The sequence below is a fragment of the Streptomyces sp. NPDC102437 genome (assembly GCF_044765565.1).
In the GTDB taxonomy this organism is placed as follows: Bacteria; Actinomycetota; Actinomycetes; order Streptomycetales; family Streptomycetaceae; genus Streptomyces.
Map to the genome: position 1 here is coordinate 113,827 of NZ_JBIWKI010000020.1, position 24,419 is coordinate 138,245.

The 24,419-nt window shown below is 70.9% G+C and carries 23 protein-coding genes; 10 read left to right on the forward strand and 13 right to left on the reverse strand.

The genetic code is table 11. From position 1 onward, the window contains the following. Positions 1–224 precede the first annotated feature (224 nt). The 3 genes from pta to pyk are packed head-to-tail and all read left to right on the forward strand — an operon-like array spanning position 225 to position 5,099. Entirely contained in the window at positions 225–2,297 is a 2,073-nt protein-coding gene (gene pta / locus ACIRJP_RS25060) for a phosphate acetyltransferase (protein WP_404178172.1), read from the forward strand. Between the two features lie 5 nt (positions 2,298–2,302). Further along, on the forward strand, positions 2,303–3,658 hold the full coding sequence (locus tag ACIRJP_RS25065) for an acetate kinase (RefSeq protein WP_404178175.1): 1,356 nt from the start codon (positions 2,303–2,305) through the stop codon (positions 3,656–3,658). Positions 3,659–3,668: 10 nt separating this feature from the next. Continuing rightward, positions 3,669–5,099 (forward strand): pyruvate kinase, encoded by a 1,431-nt coding sequence (gene pyk / locus ACIRJP_RS25070; RefSeq protein ID WP_404178178.1) that lies wholly within the window; start codon positions 3,669–3,671, stop codon positions 5,097–5,099. 93 nt (positions 5,100–5,192) lie between these two features. Here the strand turns inward: pyk and ACIRJP_RS25075 are convergent, their stop codons facing one another. The 4 genes from ACIRJP_RS25075 to ACIRJP_RS25090 all read right to left on the reverse strand — a co-directional run bounded on the left by ACIRJP_RS25075 (position 5,193) and on the right by ACIRJP_RS25090 (position 9,313). Then, the gene (locus ACIRJP_RS25075; protein WP_404178181.1) at positions 5,193–6,467 is read right to left on the reverse strand and encodes a hypothetical protein; all 1,275 of its coding nucleotides are present in this window, start codon (positions 6,465–6,467) and stop codon (positions 5,193–5,195) included. Beyond that, positions 6,457–7,014, reverse strand: coding sequence for a DUF6114 domain-containing protein (locus ACIRJP_RS25080; RefSeq protein ID WP_404178184.1), 558 nt, complete (start codon positions 7,012–7,014; stop codon positions 6,457–6,459). Before ACIRJP_RS25080 ends, ACIRJP_RS25075 begins: the two co-directional genes overlap by 11 nt. Positions 7,015–7,108: 94 nt before the next feature. Continuing rightward, complete coding sequence (locus tag ACIRJP_RS25085) at positions 7,109–7,750, reverse strand: DUF6230 family protein (RefSeq protein ID WP_404178187.1); 642 nt, start codon at positions 7,748–7,750, stop codon at positions 7,109–7,111. A 600-nt stretch (positions 7,751–8,350) separates the two neighbouring features. After that, entirely contained in the window at positions 8,351–9,313 is a 963-nt protein-coding gene (locus ACIRJP_RS25090; protein ID WP_404178190.1) for a tetratricopeptide repeat protein, read from the reverse strand. A gap of 357 nt (positions 9,314–9,670) precedes the next feature. Between ACIRJP_RS25090 and ACIRJP_RS25095 the strand changes: the two genes are divergently transcribed. Continuing rightward, a complete protein-coding gene (locus tag ACIRJP_RS25095; RefSeq protein ID WP_356086440.1) occupies positions 9,671–10,300 on the forward strand; it encodes a TetR/AcrR family transcriptional regulator in 630 nt (209 codons plus the stop codon). Between the two features lie 8 nt (positions 10,301–10,308). On the opposite strand, the gene ACIRJP_RS25100 is transcribed toward ACIRJP_RS25095, so the two are convergent. The 4 genes from ACIRJP_RS25100 to ACIRJP_RS25115 all read right to left on the reverse strand — a co-directional run bounded on the left by ACIRJP_RS25100 (position 10,309) and on the right by ACIRJP_RS25115 (position 14,379). Then, complete coding sequence (locus tag ACIRJP_RS25100; RefSeq protein WP_404178194.1) at positions 10,309–12,009, reverse strand: methylmalonyl-CoA mutase; 1,701 nt, start codon at positions 12,007–12,009, stop codon at positions 10,309–10,311. Positions 12,010–12,112: 103 nt separating this feature from the next. Next, entirely contained in the window at positions 12,113–12,445 is a 333-nt protein-coding gene (locus ACIRJP_RS25105) for a DUF3817 domain-containing protein (protein ID WP_266729642.1), read from the reverse strand. Between the two features lie 85 nt (positions 12,446–12,530). Beyond that, positions 12,531–13,040, reverse strand: coding sequence for a MarR family transcriptional regulator (locus ACIRJP_RS25110; RefSeq protein ID WP_356930959.1), 510 nt, complete (start codon positions 13,038–13,040; stop codon positions 12,531–12,533). 10 nt (positions 13,041–13,050) lie between these two features. Next, positions 13,051–14,379, reverse strand: coding sequence for an MFS transporter (locus tag ACIRJP_RS25115; RefSeq protein ID WP_404178198.1), 1,329 nt, complete (start codon positions 14,377–14,379; stop codon positions 13,051–13,053). Positions 14,380–14,454: 75 nt separating this feature from the next. On the opposite strand from ACIRJP_RS25115, the gene ACIRJP_RS25120 reads away from it, so the two are divergent. Then, on the forward strand, positions 14,455–15,453 hold the full coding sequence (locus ACIRJP_RS25120; RefSeq protein ID WP_404178200.1) for a DUF5937 family protein: 999 nt from the start codon (positions 14,455–14,457) through the stop codon (positions 15,451–15,453). A 57-nt stretch (positions 15,454–15,510) separates the two neighbouring features. On the opposite strand, the gene ACIRJP_RS25125 is transcribed toward ACIRJP_RS25120, so the two are convergent. Both ACIRJP_RS25125 and ACIRJP_RS25130 read right to left on the reverse strand, forming a co-directional pair. Continuing rightward, a complete protein-coding gene (locus tag ACIRJP_RS25125; protein ID WP_014048385.1) occupies positions 15,511–15,804 on the reverse strand; it encodes an MTH1187 family thiamine-binding protein in 294 nt (97 codons plus the stop codon). Then, a complete protein-coding gene (locus ACIRJP_RS25130) occupies positions 15,801–16,151 on the reverse strand; it encodes a DUF3817 domain-containing protein (RefSeq protein WP_093544066.1) in 351 nt (116 codons plus the stop codon). The genes ACIRJP_RS25125 and ACIRJP_RS25130 overlap by 4 nt, the downstream gene beginning before the upstream one ends. Before the next feature lie 246 nt (positions 16,152–16,397). On the opposite strand from ACIRJP_RS25130, the gene ACIRJP_RS25135 reads away from it, so the two are divergent. From ACIRJP_RS25135 to ACIRJP_RS25150, 4 genes are all read left to right on the forward strand, one after another. After that, entirely contained in the window at positions 16,398–17,030 is a 633-nt protein-coding gene (locus ACIRJP_RS25135; protein ID WP_383715634.1) for an AIM24 family protein, read from the forward strand. Further along, positions 17,030–17,680 (forward strand): AIM24 family protein, encoded by a 651-nt coding sequence (locus ACIRJP_RS25140; RefSeq protein WP_266912068.1) that lies wholly within the window; start codon positions 17,030–17,032, stop codon positions 17,678–17,680. The genes ACIRJP_RS25135 and ACIRJP_RS25140 overlap by 1 nt, the downstream gene beginning before the upstream one ends. After that, positions 17,677–18,441: an AIM24 family protein gene (locus ACIRJP_RS25145; protein ID WP_404178204.1), complete on the forward strand. Its 765-nt coding sequence runs from the start codon at positions 17,677–17,679 to the stop codon at positions 18,439–18,441. Before ACIRJP_RS25140 ends, ACIRJP_RS25145 begins: the two co-directional genes overlap by 4 nt. Positions 18,442–18,566: 125 nt before the next feature. Continuing rightward, on the forward strand, positions 18,567–19,043 hold the full coding sequence (locus ACIRJP_RS25150) for a MarR family winged helix-turn-helix transcriptional regulator (RefSeq protein WP_404178207.1): 477 nt from the start codon (positions 18,567–18,569) through the stop codon (positions 19,041–19,043). 93 nt (positions 19,044–19,136) lie between these two features. Here the strand turns inward: ACIRJP_RS25150 and ACIRJP_RS25155 are convergent, their stop codons facing one another. Further along, positions 19,137–20,609 (reverse strand): ATP-binding protein, encoded by a 1,473-nt coding sequence (locus ACIRJP_RS25155; RefSeq protein WP_404178210.1) that lies wholly within the window; start codon positions 20,607–20,609, stop codon positions 19,137–19,139. Further along, a complete protein-coding gene (locus ACIRJP_RS25160; protein ID WP_404178213.1) occupies positions 20,606–21,268 on the reverse strand; it encodes a response regulator transcription factor in 663 nt (220 codons plus the stop codon). Before ACIRJP_RS25160 ends, ACIRJP_RS25155 begins: the two co-directional genes overlap by 4 nt. Before the next feature lie 119 nt (positions 21,269–21,387). On the opposite strand from ACIRJP_RS25160, the gene ACIRJP_RS25165 reads away from it, so the two are divergent. After that, positions 21,388–21,993 carry a PepSY domain-containing protein gene (locus tag ACIRJP_RS25165; protein WP_404178217.1) on the forward strand — a complete coding sequence of 202 codons (606 nt, stop codon included), beginning with the start codon at positions 21,388–21,390 and terminating at the stop codon, positions 21,991–21,993. A gap of 99 nt (positions 21,994–22,092) precedes the next feature. On the opposite strand, the gene ACIRJP_RS25170 is transcribed toward ACIRJP_RS25165, so the two are convergent. Continuing rightward, the gene (locus ACIRJP_RS25170; RefSeq protein ID WP_404178220.1) at positions 22,093–24,402 is read right to left on the reverse strand and encodes a protein kinase; all 2,310 of its coding nucleotides are present in this window, start codon (positions 24,400–24,402) and stop codon (positions 22,093–22,095) included. Positions 24,403–24,419 lie beyond the last annotated feature (17 nt).

The following is a 24,419-nucleotide window of genomic DNA, read 5'->3' on the forward strand; positions in this document are numbered from 1 at the left end:
CTGCTCGCTAGTGCCGTGCATTCGGGGGACGTCCACTGAGTCCCCCGTACCGTGAGCCACGACGATTGTCCCACGCCTGGTCTGGACCTCGCGTTCGCCGTCCTCCGGGACGGCTCCGCGGCCCCCGCGCGGGGCGCTTCGCCCGGCGGGCGACGCCTCGGTTCCCGCAGGTATCGTCAACATGGCAATACCATCCCAAACCGCAATTGGACGGGGGAACACGCGTGACGCGCAGCGTGTACGTGACCGGGATCGACCGGGGAGACGGCCGGCAGGTCGTCGATCTGGGAGTCATGGAGCTCCTGACGCGTCAGGTGGACCGGGTCGGGGTGTTCCGGCCGCTCGTCCACGACGGACCCGATCGCCTGTTCGAGCTGCTGCGGGCCCGCTACCGGCTCTCCCAGGACCCCGCATCGGCCTACGGTCTCGACTACCACGAGGCGTCCGCGCTCCAGGCGGAACAGGGCACGGACGAGCTGGTCTCCCGGCTGGTCGACCGGTTCCACCAGGTGGCCCAGAAGTACGAGGTGGTGCTGGGGCTCGGCACCGACTTCGCCGCCACCCAGCTCCCCGACGAGCTGGCCCTCAACGCCCGCCTGGCCAACGAGTTCGGCGCCTCGGTGATCGCGGTGGTCGGCGGGAAGGGGCAGACCGCGGAGTCGGTGCGGGCCGAGACCCGCAACGCCTACCGCGCGTACGCCGGACTGGGCTGCGACGTGGTCGCGATGATCGTGAACCGGGTGGCGGCCGAGGACCGCGACGCCATCGCGGAGCGGCTGACGGCCACGCTGCCCGTCCCCTGTTCGGTCCTGCCCGACGACGCGGCGCTCTCCGCGCCGACCGTCGCCCAGATCACCGCGGCGCTCGGCGGCACGGTCCTGCTCGGCGACGACTCCGGGCTGGCGAGGGACGCGCTGGACTTCGTCTTCGGCGGCGCGATGCTGCCGAACATGCTGAACGCGCTGACGCCGGGCTGTCTGGTGGTCACGCCCGGGGACCGGGCGGACCTGGTGGTCGGCTCGCTGGCCGCGCACAGCGCCGGGACGCCGCCCATCGCGGGGGTGCTGCTGACCCTGGACGAGCGCCCCGGCGAGGAGATACTCAGGCTGGCCGCGCGACTCGCACCGGGCACCCCGGTCGTGTCGGTGGCCGGCGGATCCTTCCCCACCGCGGCCCGGCTCTTCGCCCTGGAGGGCAAGCTGAACGCCGCGACGCCCCGCAAGGCGGAGACCGCGCTGGGCCTCTTCGAGCGCCATGTGGACACCGGCGCCCTGCTGGAGCGGATCTCGGTGGCCCGCAGCGGCCGCGTCACCCCGATGATGTTCGAGCACGAGCTGCTGGAGCAGGCGCGCGCCGACCGGCGCAGGGTCGTACTGCCGGAGGGCACCGAGGAGCGGGTGCTGCGCGCCGCCGACGTACTGATGCGCCGCGGCGTCTGCGACCTCACCCTGCTCGGCGACCCCGACGTCATCCGCAAGAAGGCCGCCGACCTCGGCATCGACCTCGCCGACACACAGCTCATCGACCCGCAGACCGCCGAGCTGCGCCAGACCTTCGCCGAGCGGTACGCCCAGCTGCGGGCCCACCGCGGCGTCACGGTGGAGCTGGCGTACGACGTCGTCGCGGACGTCAACTACTTCGGCACCCTGATGGTCCAGGAGGGGCTCGCGGACGGCATGGTCTCCGGGGCGGTGCACTCCACCGCGGCGACCATCCGCCCTGCCTTCGAGATCATCAAGACAAAGCCGGACGCCTCGATCGTCTCCTCCGTCTTCTTCATGTGCCTCGCCGACAAGGTGCTGGTGTACGGCGACTGCGCGGTCAATCCGGACCCGGACGCGGAGCAGCTCGCCGACATCGCGGTGCAGTCGGCGGCCACCGCCGCACGGTTCGGCGTGGACCCGCGGATCGCGATGCTGTCGTACTCGACGGGGACCTCGGGGTCGGGTGCCGATGTCGACAAGGTGCGCGCGGCGACGGACCGGGTCCGCGCGAGCAGGCCGGACCTGAGGATCGAGGGCCCGATCCAGTACGACGCCGCGGTGGAGCCGAGCGTCGCCGCGACGAAGCTGCCCGGCTCCGAGGTGGCGGGCCAGGCGACGGTGCTGATCTTCCCGGACCTGAACACCGGCAACAACACCTACAAGGCCGTGCAGCGCTCGGCGGGCGCGGTGGCCGTCGGACCGGTGCTCCAGGGGCTGCGCAAGCCCGTCAACGACCTGTCCCGGGGCGCGCTCGTCCAGGACATCGTCAATACCGTGGCCATCACGGCGATCCAGGCTCAGGGCAAGGAGTGAACGGCATGACCACCCCGACCACAGCGGCTTCCACCACGGCGGGCGCGTACCGCGTGCTGGTCCTCAACTCCGGCTCCTCGTCGGTGAAGTACCAACTGCTGGACATGAGCGACCGCACCCGGCTCGCGGTGGGGCTGGTCGAGCGGATCGGCGAGGAGACCTCCCGGCTGGTGCACACCCCGCTGACCGGCGGCGCCGAGCGCCGTGAGCGCACCGGCCCGATCGCCGACCACGAGGCGGCGCTGAAGGCGGCGGCGGAGGAACTGGCGGCCGACGGGCTCGGCCTGGACTCCCCGCAGCTGGCGGCGATCGGCCACCGGGTGGTGCACGGCGGGCTGCGGTTCACCGAGCCCGTGGTGATCGACGACGAGGTGCTGGCGGAGATCGAGCGCCTGGTCCCGGTGGCCCCGCTGCACAATCCGGCGAACATCACCGGAATCCGTACCGCCATGGCCCTGCGGCCGGACCTTCCGCAGGTGGCGGTCTTCGACACGGCCTTCCACACGACGATGCCGGAGTACGCGGCGCGGTACGCGATCGACACGGAGACCGCCGACGCGCACCGCATCCGGCGCTACGGATTCCACGGCACCTCGCACGCGTACGTCTCCCGCAGAACAGCCGAGCTGCTGGGACGCACCCCCGAGGAGGTCAATGTCATCGTGCTGCACCTGGGCAACGGCGCCTCGGCGTCGGCGGTGGCCGGTGGCCGGTGCGTGGAGACCTCGATGGGGCTGACGCCTCTGGAGGGGCTGGTGATGGGCACCCGCTCCGGGGACATCGATCCGGCCGTCACCTTCCATCTGATGCGCGTCGCGGGGATGTCGGCGGACGAGGTCGACGCACTGCTCAACAAGAAGAGCGGCCTGGTCGGCCTCTGCGGCGACAATGACATGCGGGAGATCCGGCGCCGGATCGACGAGGGCGACGAGCGTGCGGCGCTGGCCTTCGACATCTACGTGCACCGGCTGAAGAAGTACATCGGCGCCTATTCGGCGGTCCTCGGCCGGGTGGATGCCGTGGCGTTCACGGCGGGGGTCGGGGAGAACTCGGCACCGGTGCGGGAGGCTGCCGTCGCCGGTCTCGAAGAGCTGGGCCTGGCGGTGGACGCGGATCTGAACGCCGTTCGGTCCGACGAGCCCCGGCTGATCTCGCCGGACTACGCACGGGTCGCGGTCGCCGTGGTGCCGACGGACGAGGAACTGGAGATTGCCGTACAGACCTTCGCGCTCGTCGGACAGGCCCACGGCATGGCCGGCGGGGCCGCCCGGGACGCAGTCGGACAGCCCACAACTGAGCGCCGCCGCGCCCCTTTGTACCTTCCACCAGACGGAATATTCCGTAGCGAAACAAACCGATAGGATCCGCCTCATGCGCCGTTCCAAAATCGTCTGCACACTCGGTCCCGCCGTCGACTCGCACGAGCAGCTCGTCGCTCTGATCGAGGCCGGCATGAGCGTGGCCCGCTTCAACTTCAGTCACGGCAGCCACGAGGAGCACCAGGGTCGTTACGACCGGGTCCGCAGGGCCGCCGCCGAGACCGGGCGGGCGATCGGTGTGCTCGCCGACCTCCAGGGCCCGAAGATCCGCCTGGCGAAGTTCGCCGAGGGTCCTGTGGAGCTGGTTCGCGGGGACGAGTTCACCATCACCGCCGAGGACGTCCCCGGCGACAAGTCGATCTGCGGCACGACCTACAAGGGCCTGCCGGGCGACGTCGCCAAGGGCGACCCGATCCTGATCAACGACGGCAACGTCGAGCTGAAGGTCGTCGCGGTCGAGGGCCCCCGGGTGAAGACCATCGTCATCGAGGGCGGTGTCATCTCCGACCACAAGGGCATCAACCTGCCCGGTGCGGCGGTCAACGTCCCGGCCCTGTCCGAGAAGGACGTCGACGACCTGCGGTTCGCCCTGCGGATGGGCTGCGACCTGGTGGCGCTGTCCTTCGTGCGGGACGCCGACGACGTCAAGGACGTCCACCGGGTGATGGACGAGGAGGGCCGCCGGGTCCCCGTCATCGCCAAGGTCGAGAAGCCGCAGGCCGTCGAGCACATGGAGGGCGTCGTCATGGCGTTCGACGGTGTGATGGTCGCCCGCGGTGACCTGGCCGTCGAGTATCCCCTGGAGAAGGTCCCGATGGTGCAGAAGCGCCTGGTGGAGCTCTGCCGTCGGAACGCCAAGCCGGTGATCGTCGCGACCCAGATGATGGAGTCGATGATCACCAACTCGCGGCCGACCCGCGCCGAGGCGTCCGACGTCGCCAACGCGATCCTGGACGGCGCGGACGCGGTCATGCTGTCGGCCGAGTCCAGCGTGGGCGCGTACCCGATCGAGACGGTCAAGACAATGTCGAAGATCGTCGTGGCCGCCGAGGAGGAGCTGCTCTCCAAGGGCCTGCAGCCGCTGGTCCCGGGCAAGAAGCCCCGCACCCAGGGTGGTTCGGTGGCCCGTGCGGCCTGCGAGATCGCGGACTTCCTGAACGGCCGGGCGCTGGTCGCCTTCACCAAGTCCGGTGACACGGCCCGCCGGCTCTCCCGCTACCGCGCGACGCAGCCGATCCTGGCCTTCACCACGGACGAGTCCACCCGCAACCAGCTCGCGCTGAGCTGGGGCGTCGAGGCCCACGTCGTGCCGCACGTGGACAACACGGACGCGATGGTCGACCTGGTAGACGGCGAGCTGCTGAAGCTGGGCCGCTACAACGAGGGCGACACCATGGTCATCACGGCCGGTTCGCCCCCCGGCATCCCGGGCACGACGAACATGGTGCGGGTGCACCACGTCGGCGGCACCAGCCGCGACTGACGTACCCGTCATGCCTGGACGAACGACCGTGGGCCGCACTCCTGACGAGTGCGGCCCACGGCCCTTCGCGACTCCCGGACGGAACGGTGCCGGCTAGCTGTTGGCGCCGGTGAAGTAGTTGTGCAGCCCGGGAATCCTGAGCGAGCCGCCGAACTGGCCGGCCTGGGTCACCTTGACCTTGGTGAAGAAGGCGAAGGGCACGTTCAGCGGAGGCGGTGTCTGAGGGCTGAACGTCACCGGGATGAGGCCGAAGAGGTTGCCCTTCAGCTCCTCCGTGTACATCGTCACCGTGCCGTGGCGGATGGTGGACTTGGAGCCCTTCCGCGCCTCGACATGAGCCGTCGTACCGGCCGGACCGACGGTCTTCTGGTGAAGGTTGTCGATGTCGATGGAGCTGGCGGTGAACTTCAGCACCTTCTTGACCTTGCCGCCGTACGTCTTCACCTCGACGATGCCCTTGTAGTCGAGCCCGCTGAGGGTGAGCATCGAGCTCTCCAGGATCCACGGGTCGTCCGGGAGCAGCGGGACGCCGGTCTCCAGATCGGCCGCGGCCAGCGCCTCGGGGTCGGCGGTGGGACACGGGAAGCGCTCCTTGGCGCCGTCCGGGATGTCCTCGTCCTTCTTGGCGTCGAGCCCCTTGACGTCCTCGTCGAGCTCCTCGACCGACTTGCCTGCCTTGTCGGCGGCCTCGCGGATGGCGGCGGCGGTCTTGTCGGCCGTCTCCTTCGCGGCGTCGGTGGCCTTCTCGACGGGCTTCTCCGCAGGCGTGTCCGCGGTGTCGGTCGCCGAGGGCTTCGGGGACGCGGTGCTCGCGCTCGGGGACGGGCTCGCCGTCTCCTTGTCCGGTCCGTCGAAGAGGTCCCTGAGCGCGTCGCCGACGCCCAGCGGGTCGAGCGGGTTCGTCGACTTCGTGGGGGTGGGCGAGGCGCTCGGCGTGGCGGCCGGTGCGTCGGCCTGGGCTCCGGCTTCGGCGGCCTTCGCCTTCGGCTGGGCCTCGTCGGTCGCGGACGGGGTCGTGGAGGGCTTCGGGGTCGCCGAACCGCCCTGGTCACCGGAGTCGGTGGCGGAGGGGGACGGGGTCGGCGACTTCGACGCGGACGGCGAGGGCTCCTCGCTCGGCTCGTCGGAGCGGGTCACGCAGGGACCCGGCGCGAACGGGATGTCGGAGCTGTCGTCGGCCAGCGCGAGCTTGGGGGTGAGCCCCATGCCCACGAAGACGGCCGTCGGCATCGCGGCGAGCGCGAACGCCTTGCCCGCGGGTATGTGCAGCTTCGTCAGCAAGGACTTCCTGGGGGCCGCGTGGCGCGGTCCGCCTCTCGTACCGGACTCCTCCCCGGTCGAGTTCAGCTGCCTCTCGTCACCCCGCACGGTACCTCCCGCCGTCGACCTCAACTGTCGTGTCGTACTGCTCCGGCTGCTGGGGCACCGCTGCCGTGCTGTGGAACTCGGGTCCGGACTCCTGCGTGCCGGGGACGGACTTCTCCACCGCCGTGCCGGCCGGCCCGGCGTCCGGCGTCGGCTCACCCGGGGCCCAGGAGATGGAGAGCGCCCCACCCAGCAGGGCGAACAGGAAGCCCACCAGGAAGCCGCCGATGTTGGCGACCGGTATCGAGATCAGCGCCAGCAGGATCGCGGCGACCCCGGCGAACACCCTCACGATGTGGTGGAACCACATGGTGAGACCCAGAGTGATGAGCAGGATCCCGATGATCAGGGAACCGGCACCGGCAGTGGTGGACATCGCCAGTGTGACGTTGCCGAGGTGCATGTTGGCGTACGGAAAATACGCGATGGGTAGACCACCCACGATGGTGAACAGGCCCGCCCAGAACGGCCGGTTACCCCGCCAGGTGCGGAATCTCCGCCAGAAGACGCGGAGGTAGTGCTCGTTCTGCCCTGTGGACTCGGGGCTCATGGAAAACAGCTCCCTGGAACCGGTACTGCTGTGAGAAGAGAATGGGTGGGCGGCCGGAGTCCCCCAGGGAGCGCTCCGGCCACCCGGCGGGTGCTTAGTAGCACTCCTTGGTGCCACTGTGCAGCCGCAGGCTCAGGTTGCTGAGCTTGAAGGTGCCGGCGGTGGTCGCCCATGCCGTCTGCTTCACGTCGGTCAGCGTCACCGTCTTGGCGCGCTGCGCGAAGCCGTTCGGGTTGACGGCCTTCTCGGTACCGGCCTGGATGCCGGGCTTGCCCATGTCACCGGCGGCGACGCCGATGTCGATGTTCTCGAAGTACGCGTCGGCGTCGAGCTCGGCGACATCGAGGTACAGGTTGGTCGCCTCGACCGGCTTCTTCGGGTCGGTGCCCGCCTTCAGCTGCAGCGTGACCGTGCCCAGACCGAACGGCAGGTTCGGCGTGACCACCGACTGGCACATGTTGGTGATCGTGGCATCGCTGAAGCCGGACACGGCAACGGCGTGAGCCCCGTTCTTGCCCTCGGGGTTCATACCGGTGGCGACGGAGCCGTACTGCACGAAGTCATGGCCGACGAGCTTGTCGGTGCGTACCTTGAAGCTCTGGCCGGACACGCTGAAGGACGCCGCGAGGGCACCCTGCGCGAGACCGACACCCACCGCCGCGGTCGCGACGACGCTCGGCACCATGACCAGAGCGAAACGCTTCCATCTGGTGCCGCCACGAACCTGGGAACTCATAATTTTCCTCCTTCTCGGACGTACATCTCCGGTCCGGGCCTGGGCCCGTCCTGGGATGGGAGAAGTGCTACGTCCTCGGCAAGGAGAGCGCCTGCGGACGGAGGCATGAACCGCGTCCGAATCACCGGCGATCACCCCCGAGCGACAACCACTGGCCACGCATGCGCGCGACCCGTATCGGACAGGCCCTGCCGGACGACAGGAACCCCCCTGTCCGGAGCCCGCGTCACTGCCGCCGGCCCACTCGGTGGGGACCCAACAGGGCCGCCGCACCGACTGGCAGCCGGGCTGGCGTTATTGGACCGAGCGTCGCCGATCGTGGTGCATTCCCGCCCGTGACACAAGGGGGTTCGTTACTCGCTAGTAACGGCCCGATAACCGATGCGCGACCGGCCGGTACCGCCCGGCCACACAGGGTAGCTTCGCGGCGATGGACGAAAGGGAGGATCGCTGCGCCAATACGGACAGACCCCAGTGCTTGATTTACTGCGAGTAACAGGCCCCTGCTTTATCAAGATTTGGTAAAGCAGGGCCGTCTCTTATCGCCCGATCGCGAAAACGGCTGCGGTCCCCGACGGGGCACCGCAGCCGCTTGTCACATCAGAACAAGACCCGCGCCAGCGCCGTACGCGCGGCGCCGACCCGCGGATCGTCGGGGCCGATCACCTCGAACAGCTCCAGCAGCCGCAGCCGCGCGGTGTCCCGGTCGTCGCCGAAGTTGCGCCGCACCGTCTCGACGAGCCGGCCGAAGGCATCCTCGACATGACCGCCGACCAGATCCAGATCGGCGGCGGCGAGCTGCGCCGCGACATCGGCCGGCTTCGCGGCGGCTTCCTCGCGGACCCGCTGGGCGTCCATGTCCTTGACCCGGGAGAGGAGTTCGGCCTGGGCGAGGCCGAGCTTGGCCTCGGTGTTGGCCGGGTCGTCGGACAGGACGTTCTTGTACGCCTGGACGGCACCGGCGAAGTCGTCGGCGTCCAGGGCCTGTACGGCCGCTTCGAGCAGGGCGTCGTACGGCCCCGCGGGCGCCTCGGCCGGAGCCTGGTCGGCGGCCCCGTCGGCGGCGTCCTGGTCGACCACGATCCCGGTGAGTCCGAACCGCTCCTCGCCGACCTGGATCAGCTGGTCCAGCGTCTGCCGGATCTGGGCCTCGGGGGCCGCACCCTGGAAGAGCGGGAGGGCCTGCCCGGCGACGACGGCGAAGACCGCCGGGATGCCCTGGATACCGAACTGCTGCATCAGCATCTGGTTGGCGTCGACATCGACCTTGGCCAGCACGAAGCGGCCGTTGTACTCACGGGCCAGGCGCTCCAGGAGCGGGCCCAACTGCTTGCACGGCTCGCACCACTCGGCCCAGAAGTCGATGACGACCGGGACCTCGGCGGAACGCTGCAGGACATCGTTCTCGAAGCCCGCCTCATCGACATCGATCACCAGGGCGGACGGCGGCACCGCGCCGCCACCGCCCTGCCGGGAGGCCTCCGCACGGGCCTGCTCCGCCTTCACCTTGGCCTCGCCGGCCGCCTTCACCGCGGCGAGGTCGACGACGCCGCTCATGGACATGTTCCTAGGCTGCATACGTACATCCTCCCCCCTTGGTGCGCCGATCCGGAAAGCGATACGGGAACCGCACCCGTCCGCAGCCCCGGCCGGTGTGCGGGGCGTACGGGCGGACACGGTTCGAGGCCGTGATTTCGAGACACGGCCGAGGGCCCCTGAAAGACCCGGTTCGGCGCCGGGTCCCCACCCGGCGCCTGTGGCTGTCATTCGGTTGCGGCGTCACGACGGCATGATCGTCGTCCTTACGCTACGACCCGTAGCGTAACTGCCGACCACCCCTCGCGCACAGGTGCTATCGGTGATCTGTCTCACGGCGACCGGGACCGGCCGGTTCTACTTACTGACCGGTATGGTCACGGCATGCTGAGCCGAAGCCACCCCAAACCCCTTCGAACGGGACGTCCGCGCAGTGCCGCCGCCGATGAAGCGATCCTGGAGGCGACCAGGGCCTCGCTGGTCGACCTCGGCTGGTCGAAACTGACCATGAGCGATGTGGCGACGCGGGCCGGGGTGGCCAAGACGACCCTGTACCGGCGGTGGGCGGGCAAGAACGAGCTGGTCGTGGACGCCGTCGCGGTCCTCTTCGACGAGCTGGAACTGCCCGATCTGGGCAGCCTGTCGGCCGATGTTCAGGCGGTGGTACTGCAGTTCGCCGCGCTGCTGGAGCGGCCGGAGACCCAGACCGCGCTGATGGCGGTGGTCGCGGAGTCGACGCGCGACGAGGCGCTGCGGACCCGGATCCGCGACTCGATCGTGGACCGGCAGAAGCGGCTGGTACTCCAGGGCCGCCGACGGGCGCAGGAGCGCGGGGAGTTGCCCGTCGAGCAGGACGAGGACGCGGCGGCGGCGACCGCGGATCTGATCTTCGATGTGATAGCCGGCGCGGTCGTGCACCGGGCCCTGGTGAGCGCCGAGCCCGTCGACGCGGACTGGGCCCGGCGCTTCACCGTGCTGCTGCTCGCGGGGCTGAAGGCCGCGGCCTCCGCGTAGCTCCTGGCTCAGAACCCGGGCGGCTCCGTGTAGCTGCCCCACTCGTCGCGCAGGACGCCGCAGATCTCGCCGAGCGTCGCCTCGGCCCGTACCGCGTCCAGCATCGGCGCGATCATGTTGGAGCCGTCGCGGGCGGCGGCCAGCATCGCGTCCAGCGCCGACTTGACCCGGGCGTCGTCGCGGGCGTCCTTGCGGCCGCCGAGCATCCGGACCTGCTCGCGCTCGACCTCGTGGCTGACCCGCAGGATCTCCAGGTCGCCGGTGACCGAGCCGTGGTGGACGTTGACGCCGACGACCCGCTTGTCGCCCTTCTCCAGCGACTGCTGGTAGCGGAAGGCGGACTCGGCGATCTCGCCGGTGAACCAGCCGTCCTCGATGCCGCGCAGGATGCCGGAGGTGATCGGCCCGATGGGGTGCTGCCCGTCCGGGTGGGCCCGGGTGCCGCGCTCCTTGATCTGCTCGAAGATCTTCTCGGCGTCGGCCTCGATCCGGTCGGTGAGCTGCTCGACGTACCAGGAACCGCCCAGCGGGTCGGCCACGTTGGCGACGCCGGTCTCCTCCATCAGCACCTGCTGGGTGCGCAGGGCGATCTCGGCGGCCTGCTCGGAGGGGAGCGCGAGGGTCTCGTCAAGGGCGTTGGTGTGCAGCGAGTTGGTGCCGCCGAGCACCGCCGAGAGCGCCTCCACGGCCGTCCGTACGACGTTGTTGTACGGCTGCTGGGCGGTGAGCGAGACACCGGCGGTCTGGGTGTGGAAGCGGAGCCACTGCGCCTTGTCGGTCTTCGCCCCGTACGTCTCCTTCATCCAGCGGGCCCAGATCCGGCGGGCCGCGCGGAACTTGGCGATCTCCTCGAAGAAGTCGAGGTGCGCGTCGAAGAAGAAGGAGAGGCCGGGCGCGAAGGTGTCGACGTCCAGGCCGCGGGAGAGGCCGAGCTCCACGTAGCCGAAGCCGTCGGCGAGGGTGTACGCGAGCTCCTGCGCGGCCGTCGCCCCGGCCTCGCGGATGTGGTAGCCGGAGACGGAGAGCGGCTTATAGGCAGGGATGTCGCGGGCGCAGTGCTCCATCAGGTCGCCGATGAGGCGCAGATGGGGCTCGGGCTGGAAGAGCCACTCCTTCTGCGCGATGTACTCCTTGAAGATGTCGGTCTGGAGCGTGCCGTTGAGCACGCCCGGATCGACCCCCTGGCGCTCGGCGGCGACCAGGTACATGCAGAAGACCGGGACGGCGGGGCCACTGATCGTCATGGACGTCGTGACGTCGCCGAGCGGGATGTCCTTGAAGAGGACCTCCATGTCGGCGGCGGAGTCGATGGCCACACCGCAGTGCCCGACCTCGCCGAGCGAGCGGGGGTCGTCGGAGTCGCGGCCCATCAGCGTCGGCATGTCGAAGGCGACGCTGAGCCCGCCGCCGCCCGCGGCCAGGATCATCTTGTAGCGCTCGTTGGTCTGCTCGGCGTTGCCGAAGCCGGCGAACTGGCGGATGGTCCAGGTCCGGCCGCGGTAGCCGGTCGGGTAGAGCCCCCGGGTGAAGGGGTACTCACCGGGCCAGCCGATCCGCTCGAACCCCTGGTACGTGTCCCCGGTGCGGGGGCCGTACACGGGCTCCACCGGATCCCCGGAGAGTGTGGTGAAGTCCGCGTCACGCTTGCGGGCCTTGTCGTAACGGGCCTGCCAGCGGCGGCGGCCTTCCTCGATCGCGTCAGCGTCCATACCATCGAATTTACTAGGACGTCCTAGTAAATGTCGATGGCAAACCGCCCGGTGCTTCGCACGGGGCGGTTCGGGCGGCGCGGACCGGGGTGGTCCCGCCGGGTCAGGCCTTGGCGGTCGCGGGGGCGCCGTCGACGATCAGCGGCTCGACCTCGCGGACGACCTTGCGCTCGACGAAGAACGCGGCCGTCGGGATGGTGCCGGAGATCAGCACCCAGAGGAGCTTGCCCATCGGCCACTTCGCCTTGGAACCGAGGTCGAAGGCGAAGATCAGGTAGATGATGTAGAGCACACCGTGGATCTGGGAGACGACGAGCGTCAGGCCCTCGCCCGTCTCGAATCCGTACTTGAAGACCATGCAGGTGCAGAGCACCAGCAACATGACGGCGGTGACGTAGGCCATCACCCGGTACCGGGTCAGCACACTGCGTTTCATGGCACCGAGACTAACCGGACGACCGGGGCGATCTTGCAGCGGGCCGGGCTCTCGAAACGCCGTTCTACGCCCCGTGTTTCCTTCGCTACGCCTCTTCGAAGTCGTGGGCGGCGACCCGCAGCGGGCGCAGCATCGCGAAGATCTCCGCGCACTCCTCGGCGTCGTACGCCCCGAGCCCGAACTCCATGTCGACCAGGTCCTTGGTCGCCGCCTCGACGACCTCGCGGCCCTTGTCGGTGATGGAGGCGAGGGTGCCGCGGCCGTCGTTGGGGTTGGGGCGCTTGGCGACCAGGCCGGAGCGCACCAGCCGGTCCACGGTGTTGGTGACGGAGGTGGGGTGGACCATGAGCCGCTCGCCGATCTTGGACATCGGCAGCTCGCCGGCCTTGGAGAAGGTGAGCAGCACCAGCGCCTCGTAGCGGGCGAAGGTCAGTCCGTAAGGCTTGACCACCGCGTCGACCTCGGCGAGGAGGATCTGCTGGGCGCGCATGATCGAGGTGATCGCCCCCATCGAGGGCACGGGGCCCCAGCGCTGCTGCCAGAGTTCGTCGGCGCGGGCGATGGGATCGAAGGGGAGACTGAGCGGCTTCGGCACGGCACCGACCTTACCCACTGGTCATATGCTGGTCAGCCCCGTCTCGAACTTCGGTCCGAATACGGTGGGCGGGGGCGGTTCTCCTGACCTCCAGGACGAGCGCCAGCAGACAGAGGGCGCCGAGCGCACCGGCTCCGGCGACCACCTGGTGCACAGGGAGGAACTCGGCGGCGAGCCCGGCAAGGGCCATACCGACCCCCTGGAGCGTCATCAGTCCGGCGGTGAGCAGGGTCATGGCCCTGCCGCGCAGCGCCTCCGGGACGGCTTCGACGAACCACTGGTCGAGGCCGATGACGTACGCCCCGCCCGCCCCGGCGAGCACCAGCGCGAGCGCGGTCGCGACCATGCCTGGGCGCAGTCCGTACACCACCAGGGGCAGCGGTCCCGCGACGGCGGCCGGCAGCACGACCAGGGCGCGCAGCCGGGAGCCGAGCGCCGTGCCGACGTAGAGTTCGGCGACGATCTGGCCGATGGGCATCGCACACATCAGCAGTCCCAGCACGACGGGGCCGGCCCCGATCTCGTCCGCGTACGGGGCGGCCAGCGCCTCCGGTGCGACGACGAACAGCGGGGGCACCCAGAAGAGCAGCATCAGCGCGCGGATCCTGCGGTTCCGGAGCAGGTCGCGGGCTCCGGCGAGCGATTCCTTGAGCAGGGCGTCACGACGGTCCCCGTCGGACCTGGCGGGCCGGTCCCGGGTGCCGAAGCGGAGCAGCGCAGCCGAGCAGAGGAAGGTCACCGCGGTGACCGTGATCGCCCCCCGGGGCGAGAACACGGCGAGCAGCACCCCACCCGCCCCGAAGCCGGCGAGCAGCGCGCTCTGCGAGACGATCCGCAGCAGCGAGCGGCCGAGGATGTAGCGCTCGCCCTCGCCCAGGATGTCCGTGAGCGCGGCCATCCGCGTCCCGGTGAAGACCGGCGAGACGGCGGCGATCAGGCAGCGCAGCGCGAGCAGTCCCCCGACCGGGGTGCCCGGCAGCACCATCACGGTGACGCAGCCGGCACAGATCAGATCGCAGGTGACGAGGACCCGGCGGGCGGGGTAGCGGTCGGCGACCCCGGCGAAGAGGGTGCCTCCCACCAGGTACGGGAGAAGGCCGAGCGCGAAGGTGAGCGCGCTGAGCAGGGGCGAGCCGGTGAGCCCGTACACCAGGACGGTGAGAGCGAGCTCGCTGACGACGACGCCGAGGAGGGAGAGCAGATGCGCGGCGAAGACCGCCCGGAACTCCCGGACGGCGAAGACGGCGCGGTAGCCGCCGGAGGTACCGGCGTCGGCCGCGTCGGGGGCGGCCGCCCCGGGTGCGGGAGAGACGGCTGGGTTTTCGGTGTCTGACGGCATGGTCGCAGCCTGGGGGCCTGCGGCGGCTCTCCGTAGACTTTCGGCCCACACCGAAAGTTACGAGGGGGTCCGGGCATGTCGTTCCAGCTGCACCTCGACGGGGGCGATCTGCTGCGCTGCCGGTTCGCGCTGTCACCGCTCGGCGAGACCCAGGCGGCCGTGCGCGTCCTGGCCCAGCCCGAGCGGCACGGGTACCACCTGCCGTGGCTCCGGCTGATCCGCGACGCGGCCGACGGCCTCGAACTCGGGCCACTGTGGCAGCTGATGGCACGGCGCGGGCACAACCCCGACTTCTTCAGCCCGCCGCCGCCCGGTCCGGTCACCACCTTCGAGGAGGAGATCGCCGGGGTGCGGTCCGTCGATCCGGAGGTCGCCCGCCGGGACATCGCACTGTCACTGGCCAACCGGCCCGAACTGCTGCGCTCCCCCACCGGACAGGCGATGCTCGCCGATCCGGTGGGGACCGCCCGGTATCTGGCCGGCCTGCTGGAGCAGGCCTGGCGGGTGCTGATCGAGCCGCACTGGCCACGGCTGCGCGCGCTGCTGGAGGCGGACATCGCCTACCACTCGCGGCGGCTCGCCGCGGTCGGCTTCGAGCGGCTGCTGGGTGAGCTGAGCCCCCAGCTGAGCTGGTCGGAATCGACGCTCACCATCATCGGGACACGCGGCAGACACACCCGGGTACTGGGCGGGCAGGGGCTGGTCCTGATCCCCAGCGTCTTCTGCTGGCCGGACGCGGTCAGCGGCTTCGAACCGCCGTGGCAGCCCGCGATCGTCTACCCGGCGCGCGGCATCGGCGGGCTGTGGACGGAACCCGCCGACCGCACCCCGCAGGCGCTCGCCCGGCTGCTGGGGCGCGGCCGGGCCGATGTCCTGTGCGCGCTCGACGAACCAGCCGGCCCGAGCGCGCTCGCGCACCGTCTGGGCCTCGCGGTGTCCTCCGTGTCGGAGCATCTGTCGGTGCTGCGTGCGGCGGGGTTGCTGACGTCGCGCCGGTACGGGCATCAGGTGCTGTACGAGCGGACTCCGCTCGGGATCGCCCTGGCCGTGCCGGAGCGCGGCCGGGCGGAATGAGGCGAGCCCCCGGGCCGGGGGCCGGGGGCTCGTCACGGGGGCGTCGCGGGCGGGGCGTCAGTCCGCGAGGTAGCGCTCGACCGTCTCGACCTTGGAGGTCAGGCCGTCGGTGACGCCGGGGCGGATGTCGGCCTTCAGTACGAGGGAGACGCGTCCGGCGCGGGCCTCGACGGCGGCGACGGCCCGCTTGACGACGTCCATGACTTCGTCCCATTCACCTTCCACGGAGGTGAACATGGCGTCCGTACGGTTGGGCAAACCGGACTCGCGGACGACCCGGACGGCGTCGGCGACGTACTCGCCGACGTCCTCACCGACACCCAGGGGGCTGACCGAGAACGCGACGATCATGCGCTGACCACGCCTTCGCGGCGTGCGCGGGCGGCGATGACGCCGTCGGCCTCGTAGCGCTTGAGCAGCTTGTCGCCGTACAGCCCGCCGAACGGCAGCAGCGCGAGCAGGAAGAAGAGCGCGACGCGCTTCAGCGGCCACTTGGTCTTGGCCCACACATCGAGCAGCAGGACGGCGTAGATCACGAAGAGCACGCCGTGCAGGATGCCCAGCGGCATCATCAGGAAGTCGATGTCGGAGACCCGGCTGAGGACCGAGCCGAAGATGATCAGAGCGGGGAAGGAGAGCGCCTCGGGAATCGAGATGAGGCGCAGCCGGTGCAGGGCGGTAGCGGTCTTGATGTCCACGGGGGCACCTTCGGTGGGAGGACGGTGACAGCTTGTGAATACAGGCACAAGCGGACCCATTGTGACATCGGCGCGGTCGGTGCCCGGCGCCGGGGCCCGATACGGGGGGTCGCAGGCGCCGGGTCATACGTCCCGGTTGCGTACGGGTCCGGTACCGGATGCGTATCAGGGGCGGTTCGGGGCCGGAGATCCTCCCCCGGGCCCTGTCCGGGCCGGGCGGCCTGGCGTTAACGTCGCTCCGTGGCAATGTTCCGACTCCAAGGCAGCAGAACGCTCGCCGTCGACCTGGCCGGTGACGCCGTCAAGGCGAAGAACGGCTCGATGGTCGCCTACGACGGCCGGATGACGTTCAAGAAGATGACCGGCGGCGGTGACGGGCTGCGCGGCATGGTGACCCGGCGGCTGACCGGCGAGCAGATGTCCGTGATGGAGGTGACCGGCCAGGGCACCTGTTATTTCGCGGACCGCGCGAGCGAGATCAACCTCGTCTCGCTGCACGGCGACAAGCTCTACGTCGAGGCGAGCAATCTGCTGTGCGCCGACGCCGGGCTGCGCACCGGCACCACCTTCACCGGCCTGCGCGGCGGGGCGAGCGGGAACGGCCTGTTCACCACCACCGTCGAGGGCACCGGCCAGGTGGCGATCATGTCGGACGGCGCGGCGGTGGCGCTGCGGGTCTCGGCCCAGTACCCGCTGTTCGTCGACCCGGGCGCCTACATCGCCCACCAGGGCAAGCTCCAGCAGCACTTCCAGTCCGGGGTGAACTTCCGGACGCTGATCGGCGAGGGCTCCGGGGAGTCCTTCCAGATCCGGTTCGAGGGCGAGGGCGTGGTCTACGTCCAGCCGAGCGAGCGGAACACCATCGGGGGCGATGTCTGATGCCGTTCCGCGAGATCAACTCGAAGATGGTCGAGGCGACGGTGGTTCCCGGCCAGAAGATGTACAGCCAGCGGGGCGCGATGCTCGCCTACCGCGGCGAGGTGTCGTTCACGCCGAACATCCAGGGCGGCCAGGGCGGCGTGATGTCGATGATCGGCCGGCGGGTGGCGGGCGAGGCGACCCCGCTGATGACGGTCGAGGGCAGCGGAACGGTGATGTTCGGCCACGGCGGCCATCACATCCAGGTGATCAATCTGGCCGGGGACACCCTCTACGTGGAGGCCGACCGGCTGCTCGCCTTCGACGGGACGCTCCAGCAGGGCACCATGTTCATGGGCTCGCAGGGCGGCGTGATGGGTATGGTGCGCGGTCAGGTGACCGGACAGGGGCTGTTCACCACCACGCTCCAGGGCCACGGCGCGGTCGCGGTGATGGCCCACGGCGGCGTGATCGAGCTGCCGATCACTCCCGGCCGCGACGTCCATGTGGACCCGCAGGCGTACGTCGCGCACCACGGCGACGTACGGAACAAACTCTCGACCGCGCTCGGCTGGCGCGACATGGTGGGGCGCGGCTCCGGCGAGGCGTTCCAGCTGGAGCTGAGCGGCAGTGGCGCGGTGTACGTCCAGGCCTCGGAGGAGAAGCTGTGAGCACGCCCGTGGTCTTCGACCCGATGACGCTGCCGTCGGACGACAACGTCAACTCGTACACCTTCTGCGTGGAGCTCAAGGGGAGTCAGTGGTTCCTGCAGAAGGGCAAGATGATCGCCTATTACGGGCGGATCGATTTCAACGGCATCGGTCACGGCCGCTTCGAGCGGCTGATCCGTACGAGCTTCCACTCACCGCTGCACGCGAGCGACTGGGTGGTCGCCGAGGGCAGCGGCAAGATGCTGCTCGCGGACCGGGCCTTCGACGTGAACTCCTACGACCTGGACGAGGGGAACCTGACGATCAGGTCGGGCAATCTCCTCGCCTACCAGCCGTCGCTGGCACTCAAGCAGTCGATCGTGCCGGGATTTCTGACCCTGATCGGTACGGGAAAGTTCGTGGCCGCCTCCAACGGCCCGGTGGTCTTCATGGAGCCGCCGCTGCGGGTCGACCCCCAGGCCCTGGTGGGCTGGGCGGACTGTCCCTCGCCGTGCCACCACTACGACCACGGCTACGTGACGGGTGTACTGGGCGGACTGCGGTCTCTGACCGGGATCGGGGGCACCTCGGGCGAGGAGCACCAGTTCGAGTTCGTCGGCGCGGGCACGGTGCTGCTCCAGTCGACCGAGACCCTGATGGCCGAACAGCCGACGGGCGCGGTGCCGGGGCAGGCCGGGGTTCCGGGCGGCGGCGGTCAACCTGGCGCCTCACCCCGTATGCCCGGTCAGCTCGGGGACCTCCAGCGCCGCTTCGGTTTGTGAACGATAGACTGCGGAGCGTGACGTCGAACGTCTGCACCCTGCGGCCGGACCCGCCTCCGGACCGGTGCGGACCGTCACACCCCCCTACTTCGTCCGGCTTTCAACTTCTTAGGTAGAATCCATATATGGAGACCGAGACGGCCACCCGCTGGCTGAACGACGCGGAGCAGTGCGCCTGGCGCACCCACCTGGACGTCAGCAGGCTGCTGACGCACCAACTGGAGAAGGATCTCCAGCCGTTCGGACTGACCATGAACGACTACGAGATCCTGGTCAATCTCTCGGAGTCGGAGGACCAGCGCATGCGGATGAGCGACCTCGCCGCCTCGACGCTGCAGTCCAAGAGCAGGCTCTCGCACCAGATCACCCGCATGGAGAACGCCGGCCTGGTCCGCAGGGAGAACTGCGAGTCCGACCGGCGCGGTCTGTACGCGGTCCTGACCGAGGACGGCGCGGAGACGATGCGCAAGGTGGCGCCGCACCACGTGGCGTCGGTCCGCAAGCACTTCATCGACCTGCTGACGCCGGAGGCGCTGGCGGACCTGCACGCGGCACTGACCCCGATCGCGGAGCATCTGCGAGGGCGACGCGGCAAGGTGTGATCAGCGGCGAGGCAGCCTTCGGCGCCGGTGACGCGCACCGCGCGTGACCCCGCCCGGCGCGGCGTCCGGCCCGGCCATCGCCCGGCGTGGCGTTCAGCCGGCGCCGGGCAGCCTGAGCTCGAACCGGGCGCCGCCCTCCCGCGCACTGTCGACCGTCAGCCGGCCCCCGTGCCGGACGGCGACGTCCCGGGCGATGGCCAGACCGAGACCCGCGCCGCCGTCGTCCCGGGTGCGGGCGTCGTCGAGCCGTACGAAACGTTCGAAGATCCGCTCGCGCTCCTCCGGCGGCACGCCCGTCCCGTCGTCGGTGACGGCGACGACCACGGCACCCCGCTCCGCCGCCCGCACCGAGACGGTCACCGCGCTCCGCGCATGCCGCTCCGCGTTGTCCAGCAGATTGCCGATCACCCGCGCCAACTGCCCGCGTGATCCGGCCACTTCGAAGGGCCCGGAGTCCGGCACCGACACCGTCACCGCGATCCGGTCCCCGGTGCGCTGCGAGACCTCCTCGCGGACCAGCGCGCCCAGGTCCACCACCGTACGGCCCGGCCGCTCCCCCGCGTCCAGCCTGGCCAGCAGCAGGAGATCGGCGGCCAGTGCCTGGAGCCGTACGGTGTCGGCGACCGCGCCCGGCAGGTCCAGCAGCTCCGGATGGGCCGCGCCCACCTCCAGCTGGGTGCGCAGCGAGGCGATCGGGCTGCGCAGTTCGTGCGAGGCGTCCGCGACGAACCGCCGCTGCCGGTCGACGGAGGCCTCCAGAGCGGTGAGCGTCTCATTGGTCGTACGGGCCAGCCGGGCGACCTCGTCGCGCGAGCCGGGCTCCGGCACCCGCCGGCTCAGGTCCTCGGACGCGGTGATCGCGGCCATCTCGCGCCGAATGCCCTCGACCGGGCGCAGCGCCCGCCGGGTCACCAGCCAGGTCACCCCGGCGACCACGAGCAGCAGCAACGGCAGCCCGATCAGCATCGCGCCGCGCACCGTGCCCACGGCCTCCTGCTCGGCGGCCAGCGGGGCGCCCGCGTGCACGGTCAGCGTCACCCCGGCGGGGGTCGTCGCCCGCACGGACGCGAAACGGTAGTCGGCCGTCTCGCCGTCCACGTTCGCGGTGCCGTTGGTGAAGTCCGGTTCGTCGGAGTCGACTTCGCCGCGGCCGGGGGCGGGGGTGGCGTGGGAGTCGTCGTCATCGCTTCCCTCGTCGCCCCCGTTGTCGTCGTCGCTTCCGCTGCCGGACGCCCCGGCGGCCGGGGGCGGGGCCGGGACGGGCGTGACCCGGTCCGTGCCGGTGCCGGAGATCGCCCGGAGGTCCTTGGAGACGGCGACCACCCGCCCGTCCTCGTCGGTCACCTGGACCGGATGGTCCTCCTCGTCGCGCATCTCCAGCCGGCCGTAGGGCACGTCGAGGGCGAGCTGCCCGGCCACTTCCCGGGCCACCACCTCGGCCTGGAGCCCCGCCTGGTCGGTGAGGTTGGCACGAAGGACGAACAGTACGGAGAGCCCGGCGCCGATCAGCGCGAGGGCGACCACCACGGTGGCGCCGAGCGCGGCCCTGGCCCGGACCGACCTCACAGCGCCTCCAGCCGGTACCCGGCGCCGCGCACCGTGCGGATGGCGGCCGGGCCGAGCTTGCGCCGCAGCGTGCTCACGTACACCTCGACGATGTTCGGGTCGCCGTCGTAGGCGAAGTCCCAGACGTGTTCGAGGATGTCGGCCTTGCTCACCACCTGCCCGGAGCGCAGCGCGAGCTGTTCCAGCACCGCGAACTCCTTGGTGGTGAGGGTGATCTCGGCCTCGCCGAGGTGGACCCGGCGGGCGGCGGTGTCCATGCGCAGGGCGCCGACGGTGACCACCGGCGAGCCGGAGCCGCCGCGCCGGCGCCGCAGCAGCGCCCGGATCCGCGCCACCAGCACGACGTACGAGAAGGGCTTGGTCAGATAGTCGTCCGCCCCGGTGTCGAGGCCCTCCGCCTCGTCGTACTCCCCGTCCTTCGCCGTCAGCATCAGGATGGGCGTCTCGTGCCCGGCGGCGCGCAGGGCGGCGCAGACCCGGTAGCCGTTCATCCCGGGCAGCATGATGTCGAGGACGATGAGGTCGTACGCCCCTTCGGCGGCCCGGTGCAGCCCTTCGAGGCCGTCGTGCACGACGTCCACGGCGAAGCCCTCGGCGGTGAGTCCCGCGGCCAGGGCCGTCGCGAGCCGCTTCTCGTCCTCCACGATCAACAGGCGCATACGCACAGGGTCGCAAACCGAACCTGAAGACGGCTTCAGGTGGCTTCAGGCTGCGTTCAGCATCACCCCGGCAATGTGGTCCTCGTCGAAACCGGCCACCCGATCGGGGAGGAACCCTCATGAAGCGCAAGATCGTCATCGCCGCCGTCACCGCGGCCGTGCTCGCCGGCGGCGGAGCCGCCACCGCGGTCGCCTTCGCGGACGACGACGGCCACGACCGCGAGGTCAAAAGCAGCGTGACGAGCGACGGCACCGCCCGGGTGGACGTGAAGGACGCGGTCGCGGCCGCCGTCAAGGCCGTTCCCGGCACGGTCACCGAGGCCGAGCTGGACGACGAGGACGGCGGGCTCGTCTGGGACCTCGACGTGTACGGCTCCGACAAGGTCCGGCACGACGTGACGGTGGACGCCGGCAACGGCAAGGTGCTCGCCGAGCACACCTCCGACGATGACGACGACCACGGCGACGACGGCGACCGGCACGCGCCCCGGTCCGCCGCCGTGTCGCTGGACCCGGCGGTCGACGCCGCGCTGAAGGCGAACCCCGGGACGGTGACGTCGGTCGACCTCGACGGCGAGCGCGGCGGCGCGCTGCACTGGGAGGTCGACGTCCGGGGCAAGGACGGCAAGCAGCACGAGCTGAACGTCGACGCGAAGACGGGCAAGGTGACGGCGGACCGGTCGGACGACGGTCACGACGACGACCGTGACGGGGACGACGACTAGCAAGGGCCTCTCGTTCGGATCGAGCCGGGCTCGCGTGCCCCGGTGCCTGATCCCGCCTGATCCAAGCGAAAGACCCAGGGCCGGACGCGGCCCAGGGCCTCAGGGGGTATTGCCCGAGAGGACCGTGCCATCGGCGAACCCCATGAACAGCACGTCGCCCCGGGCGATCAGCGAGACCGTCGCCGGGTCGAGCGGATCGCCCGGGGGCGCGGGCCAGCCCGTGTACTGCTTGACGCCCACGCTTTCCACGCTTCCCGTGTCGGGCGGCTTCAGGTCAAGGGCGTCCGTGCCGTATCCCGCGACGAGGACGACCCGGTCCCCGGCCAGGACCGGGGCGCCCTCGGTCTCCAGCCCCTCGGACGCCTCTGTCGTCGACCAGACCAGCTGGCCGTCGGAGAGCCGGAGCGCGTACACCTGCTTCTTGTCGCTGATCACGACCGTGCCGTCGCGTGACACGGTGGGCCGGTAGGCGATGTCCACGCCGGGGGCGTAGGACCGGCGGCTGCCAGGGTCCGTCACATCGACGACGGTCAGTCCGTCCGGTCCCGAGCAGAGAAGGTTCTTGCCCTTCAGGACGGGGGTGCGACAGGTGACGTCATCGGCGGCGACGTCGGCCGGCGAGGTGCCGTCCGTGCTCTTCAGGACGGTGATGCCCGCGCCGACCGCGACGAGCCGGCCGTCGGCGAGGGCGAGTTGAGCCGTGGTGGCCCGGTCGCTCCACGGCTTGTCCCAGACTCCGGTGTGGCTGCCGGTGAGCCGGTGGGCGAGGAGCCGGGCCGCGCCCGTGCCGGTGGCCCTCGTGGCGTAGTACAGGACTCCGTCCGACTCGACGGAGTCGGTCACTCGGGTGCCCTCGGGCAGTGGCTCCCGCCACTTCCGCGCCCCGTCGTCCAGGCCGAGCGCCACCAGGGCGCCGTCCTGGAATGCGTAGACGGTGGTGCCGATGACGGCGGCCACCGAGGCCGGCCCACTGCCCGCCCCGCCCCGCTCGGTCCGCCAGCGCCGTTCGCCGTTCGCGGCGTCCAGCACGGTGATGCGCTGCGGGCCGCCGCAGACCAGGGACGTGCCGGCCAGTACGCACTCCACCGGCCCGCTCTCGATCTTGGTCTTCCATGCCTTCCAGTCCGCCGGTTTCCTGGAGACGTCGGTGGCGGCCGCCCCGAAGTCCCCGGTGTGGCCCGCGTCCGCGCCCGGCACGACTGCGGGCCCCGCCTTCGTCCGCGCTGCGTCCGAGGCGGAAGCGGTCGGCCCCGCGCCGCCACCGGCTCTGCCCGCGTTGTCGTCGCTCCCTCCGTCCCCCTCGAAGAGTCCCGGCAGCAGCACCGCGCCCAGCACCACACACACCACCGTGGCCACCGCCGCCAACGCGGTCCACAGCCCCTTGTAGCCCGTGCGGTCACCAGGTACGGCCACCGGCACGGCCGGCGTCGGGGCGAAGGCGGGTCCGCCGGGGTGCGGGGCGCCGGACGGGGCCGGCGGGGCGGCGGCGGCCGGGGCGGCTGCCTCGGCGGCGGCGCGCGCCGCCGCCGCGTGCGCGGCGAGCTGCCCCCGTACCGCTTCCGTCCAGGGGAAGACTCCTGGGGTCGCCCGGCCCGGCATCAGCAGCTCGGCCAGCTGTTGCGGCGTCGGCCGGGCCCCGGCCTCGCTGCGCAGACACTCCTCGATCACCGCGCGCAACAGCGGTGGTACGCCGGAGAGTTCGGCCTCGCCCTGGGCGATCCGGAAGATCACGGCGGCCATGTCGGAGTCGTCGAACGGGCCCCGGCCGGTCGCCGCGAAGGCGAGCACCGCACCGAGGCAGAAGACGTCCGACGCGGGTACGAGCGCACGTGAGCCGTTGACGTGCTCCGGCGAGATGTAGCCGGGGCTGCCGACGACCACACCCGTGCGGGTCAGCTGGGTGGCGTCGAAGGCCTGGGCGATCCCGAAGTCGATGACCTTCGGCCCGTCGGCGCCGAGCAGCACGTTGCCCGGCTTGAGGTCGCGGTGGAGCACGCGCACCGCGTGCATGTCGGCGAGCGCGCGGGCCAGACCGGCGCCCATCTCGCGCACCACCGGCTCGGGCATCGGCCCGCCCCGGATCACCGCCTCGGCGAGCGAGGGGCCGGGGACGTACTCCGTCGCCAGCCAGGGCAGCCGGCCGCCCGCGTCGCCGCCGACGAGGGACGCGGTGTGCGGGCTGAGCACGGCGCCCGCCGCGTCGATCTCACGCCGGAAGCGGATCCGGAAACCGTCGTCGAGGTCGAGATCGGCACGTACGGTCTTCAGCGCGACCAGCCCGGAGAGAGGGTCCGGTGCACCGGCGGGCCGGGCGAGATACACCTCGCCCATGCCGCCGGCGCCCAGCAGTCCGAGAAGCTGGTACGGGCCGATCAGCCGTGCTCTGCCGGGTGGAAGCGGCTCGATCACTGCGCGGTCCCCTCACA

What these genes read in the sequence shown, in the direction of transcription:
- ACIRJP_RS25065 (WP_404178175.1), top strand. Translation starts at nt 2,303, where the DNA reads ATGACCACCCCGACCACAGCGGCTTCCACCACGGCGGGCGCGTACCGC.
- pyk (WP_404178178.1), top strand. Translation starts at nt 3,669, where the DNA reads ATGCGCCGTTCCAAAATCGTCTGCACACTCGGTCCCGCCGTCGACTCG.
- ACIRJP_RS25080 (WP_404178184.1), bottom strand. Translation starts at nt 7,014, where the DNA reads ATGAGCCCCGAGTCCACAGGGCAGAACGAGCACTACCTCCGCGTCTTC.
- ACIRJP_RS25085 (WP_404178187.1), bottom strand. Translation starts at nt 7,750, where the DNA reads ATGAGTTCCCAGGTTCGTGGCGGCACCAGATGGAAGCGTTTCGCTCTG.
- ACIRJP_RS25090 (WP_404178190.1), bottom strand. Translation starts at nt 9,313, where the DNA reads ATGTCCATGAGCGGCGTCGTCGACCTCGCCGCGGTGAAGGCGGCCGGC.
- ACIRJP_RS25095 (WP_356086440.1), top strand. Translation starts at nt 9,671, where the DNA reads ATGCTGAGCCGAAGCCACCCCAAACCCCTTCGAACGGGACGTCCGCGC.
- ACIRJP_RS25100 (WP_404178194.1), bottom strand. Translation starts at nt 12,009, where the DNA reads ATGGACGCTGACGCGATCGAGGAAGGCCGCCGCCGCTGGCAGGCCCGT.
- ACIRJP_RS25105 (WP_266729642.1), bottom strand. Translation starts at nt 12,445, where the DNA reads ATGAAACGCAGTGTGCTGACCCGGTACCGGGTGATGGCCTACGTCACC.
- ACIRJP_RS25115 (WP_404178198.1), bottom strand. Translation starts at nt 14,379, where the DNA reads ATGCCGTCAGACACCGAAAACCCAGCCGTCTCTCCCGCACCCGGGGCG.
- ACIRJP_RS25120 (WP_404178200.1), top strand. Translation starts at nt 14,455, where the DNA reads ATGTCGTTCCAGCTGCACCTCGACGGGGGCGATCTGCTGCGCTGCCGG.
- ACIRJP_RS25125 (WP_014048385.1), bottom strand. Translation starts at nt 15,804, where the DNA reads ATGATCGTCGCGTTCTCGGTCAGCCCCCTGGGTGTCGGTGAGGACGTC.
- ACIRJP_RS25135 (WP_383715634.1), top strand. Translation starts at nt 16,398, where the DNA reads ATGTTCCGACTCCAAGGCAGCAGAACGCTCGCCGTCGACCTGGCCGGT.
- ACIRJP_RS25140 (WP_266912068.1), top strand. Translation starts at nt 17,030, where the DNA reads ATGCCGTTCCGCGAGATCAACTCGAAGATGGTCGAGGCGACGGTGGTT.
- ACIRJP_RS25150 (WP_404178207.1), top strand. Translation starts at nt 18,567, where the DNA reads ATGGAGACCGAGACGGCCACCCGCTGGCTGAACGACGCGGAGCAGTGC.
- ACIRJP_RS25160 (WP_404178213.1), bottom strand. Translation starts at nt 21,268, where the DNA reads ATGCGCCTGTTGATCGTGGAGGACGAGAAGCGGCTCGCGACGGCCCTG.
- ACIRJP_RS25165 (WP_404178217.1), top strand. Translation starts at nt 21,388, where the DNA reads ATGAAGCGCAAGATCGTCATCGCCGCCGTCACCGCGGCCGTGCTCGCC.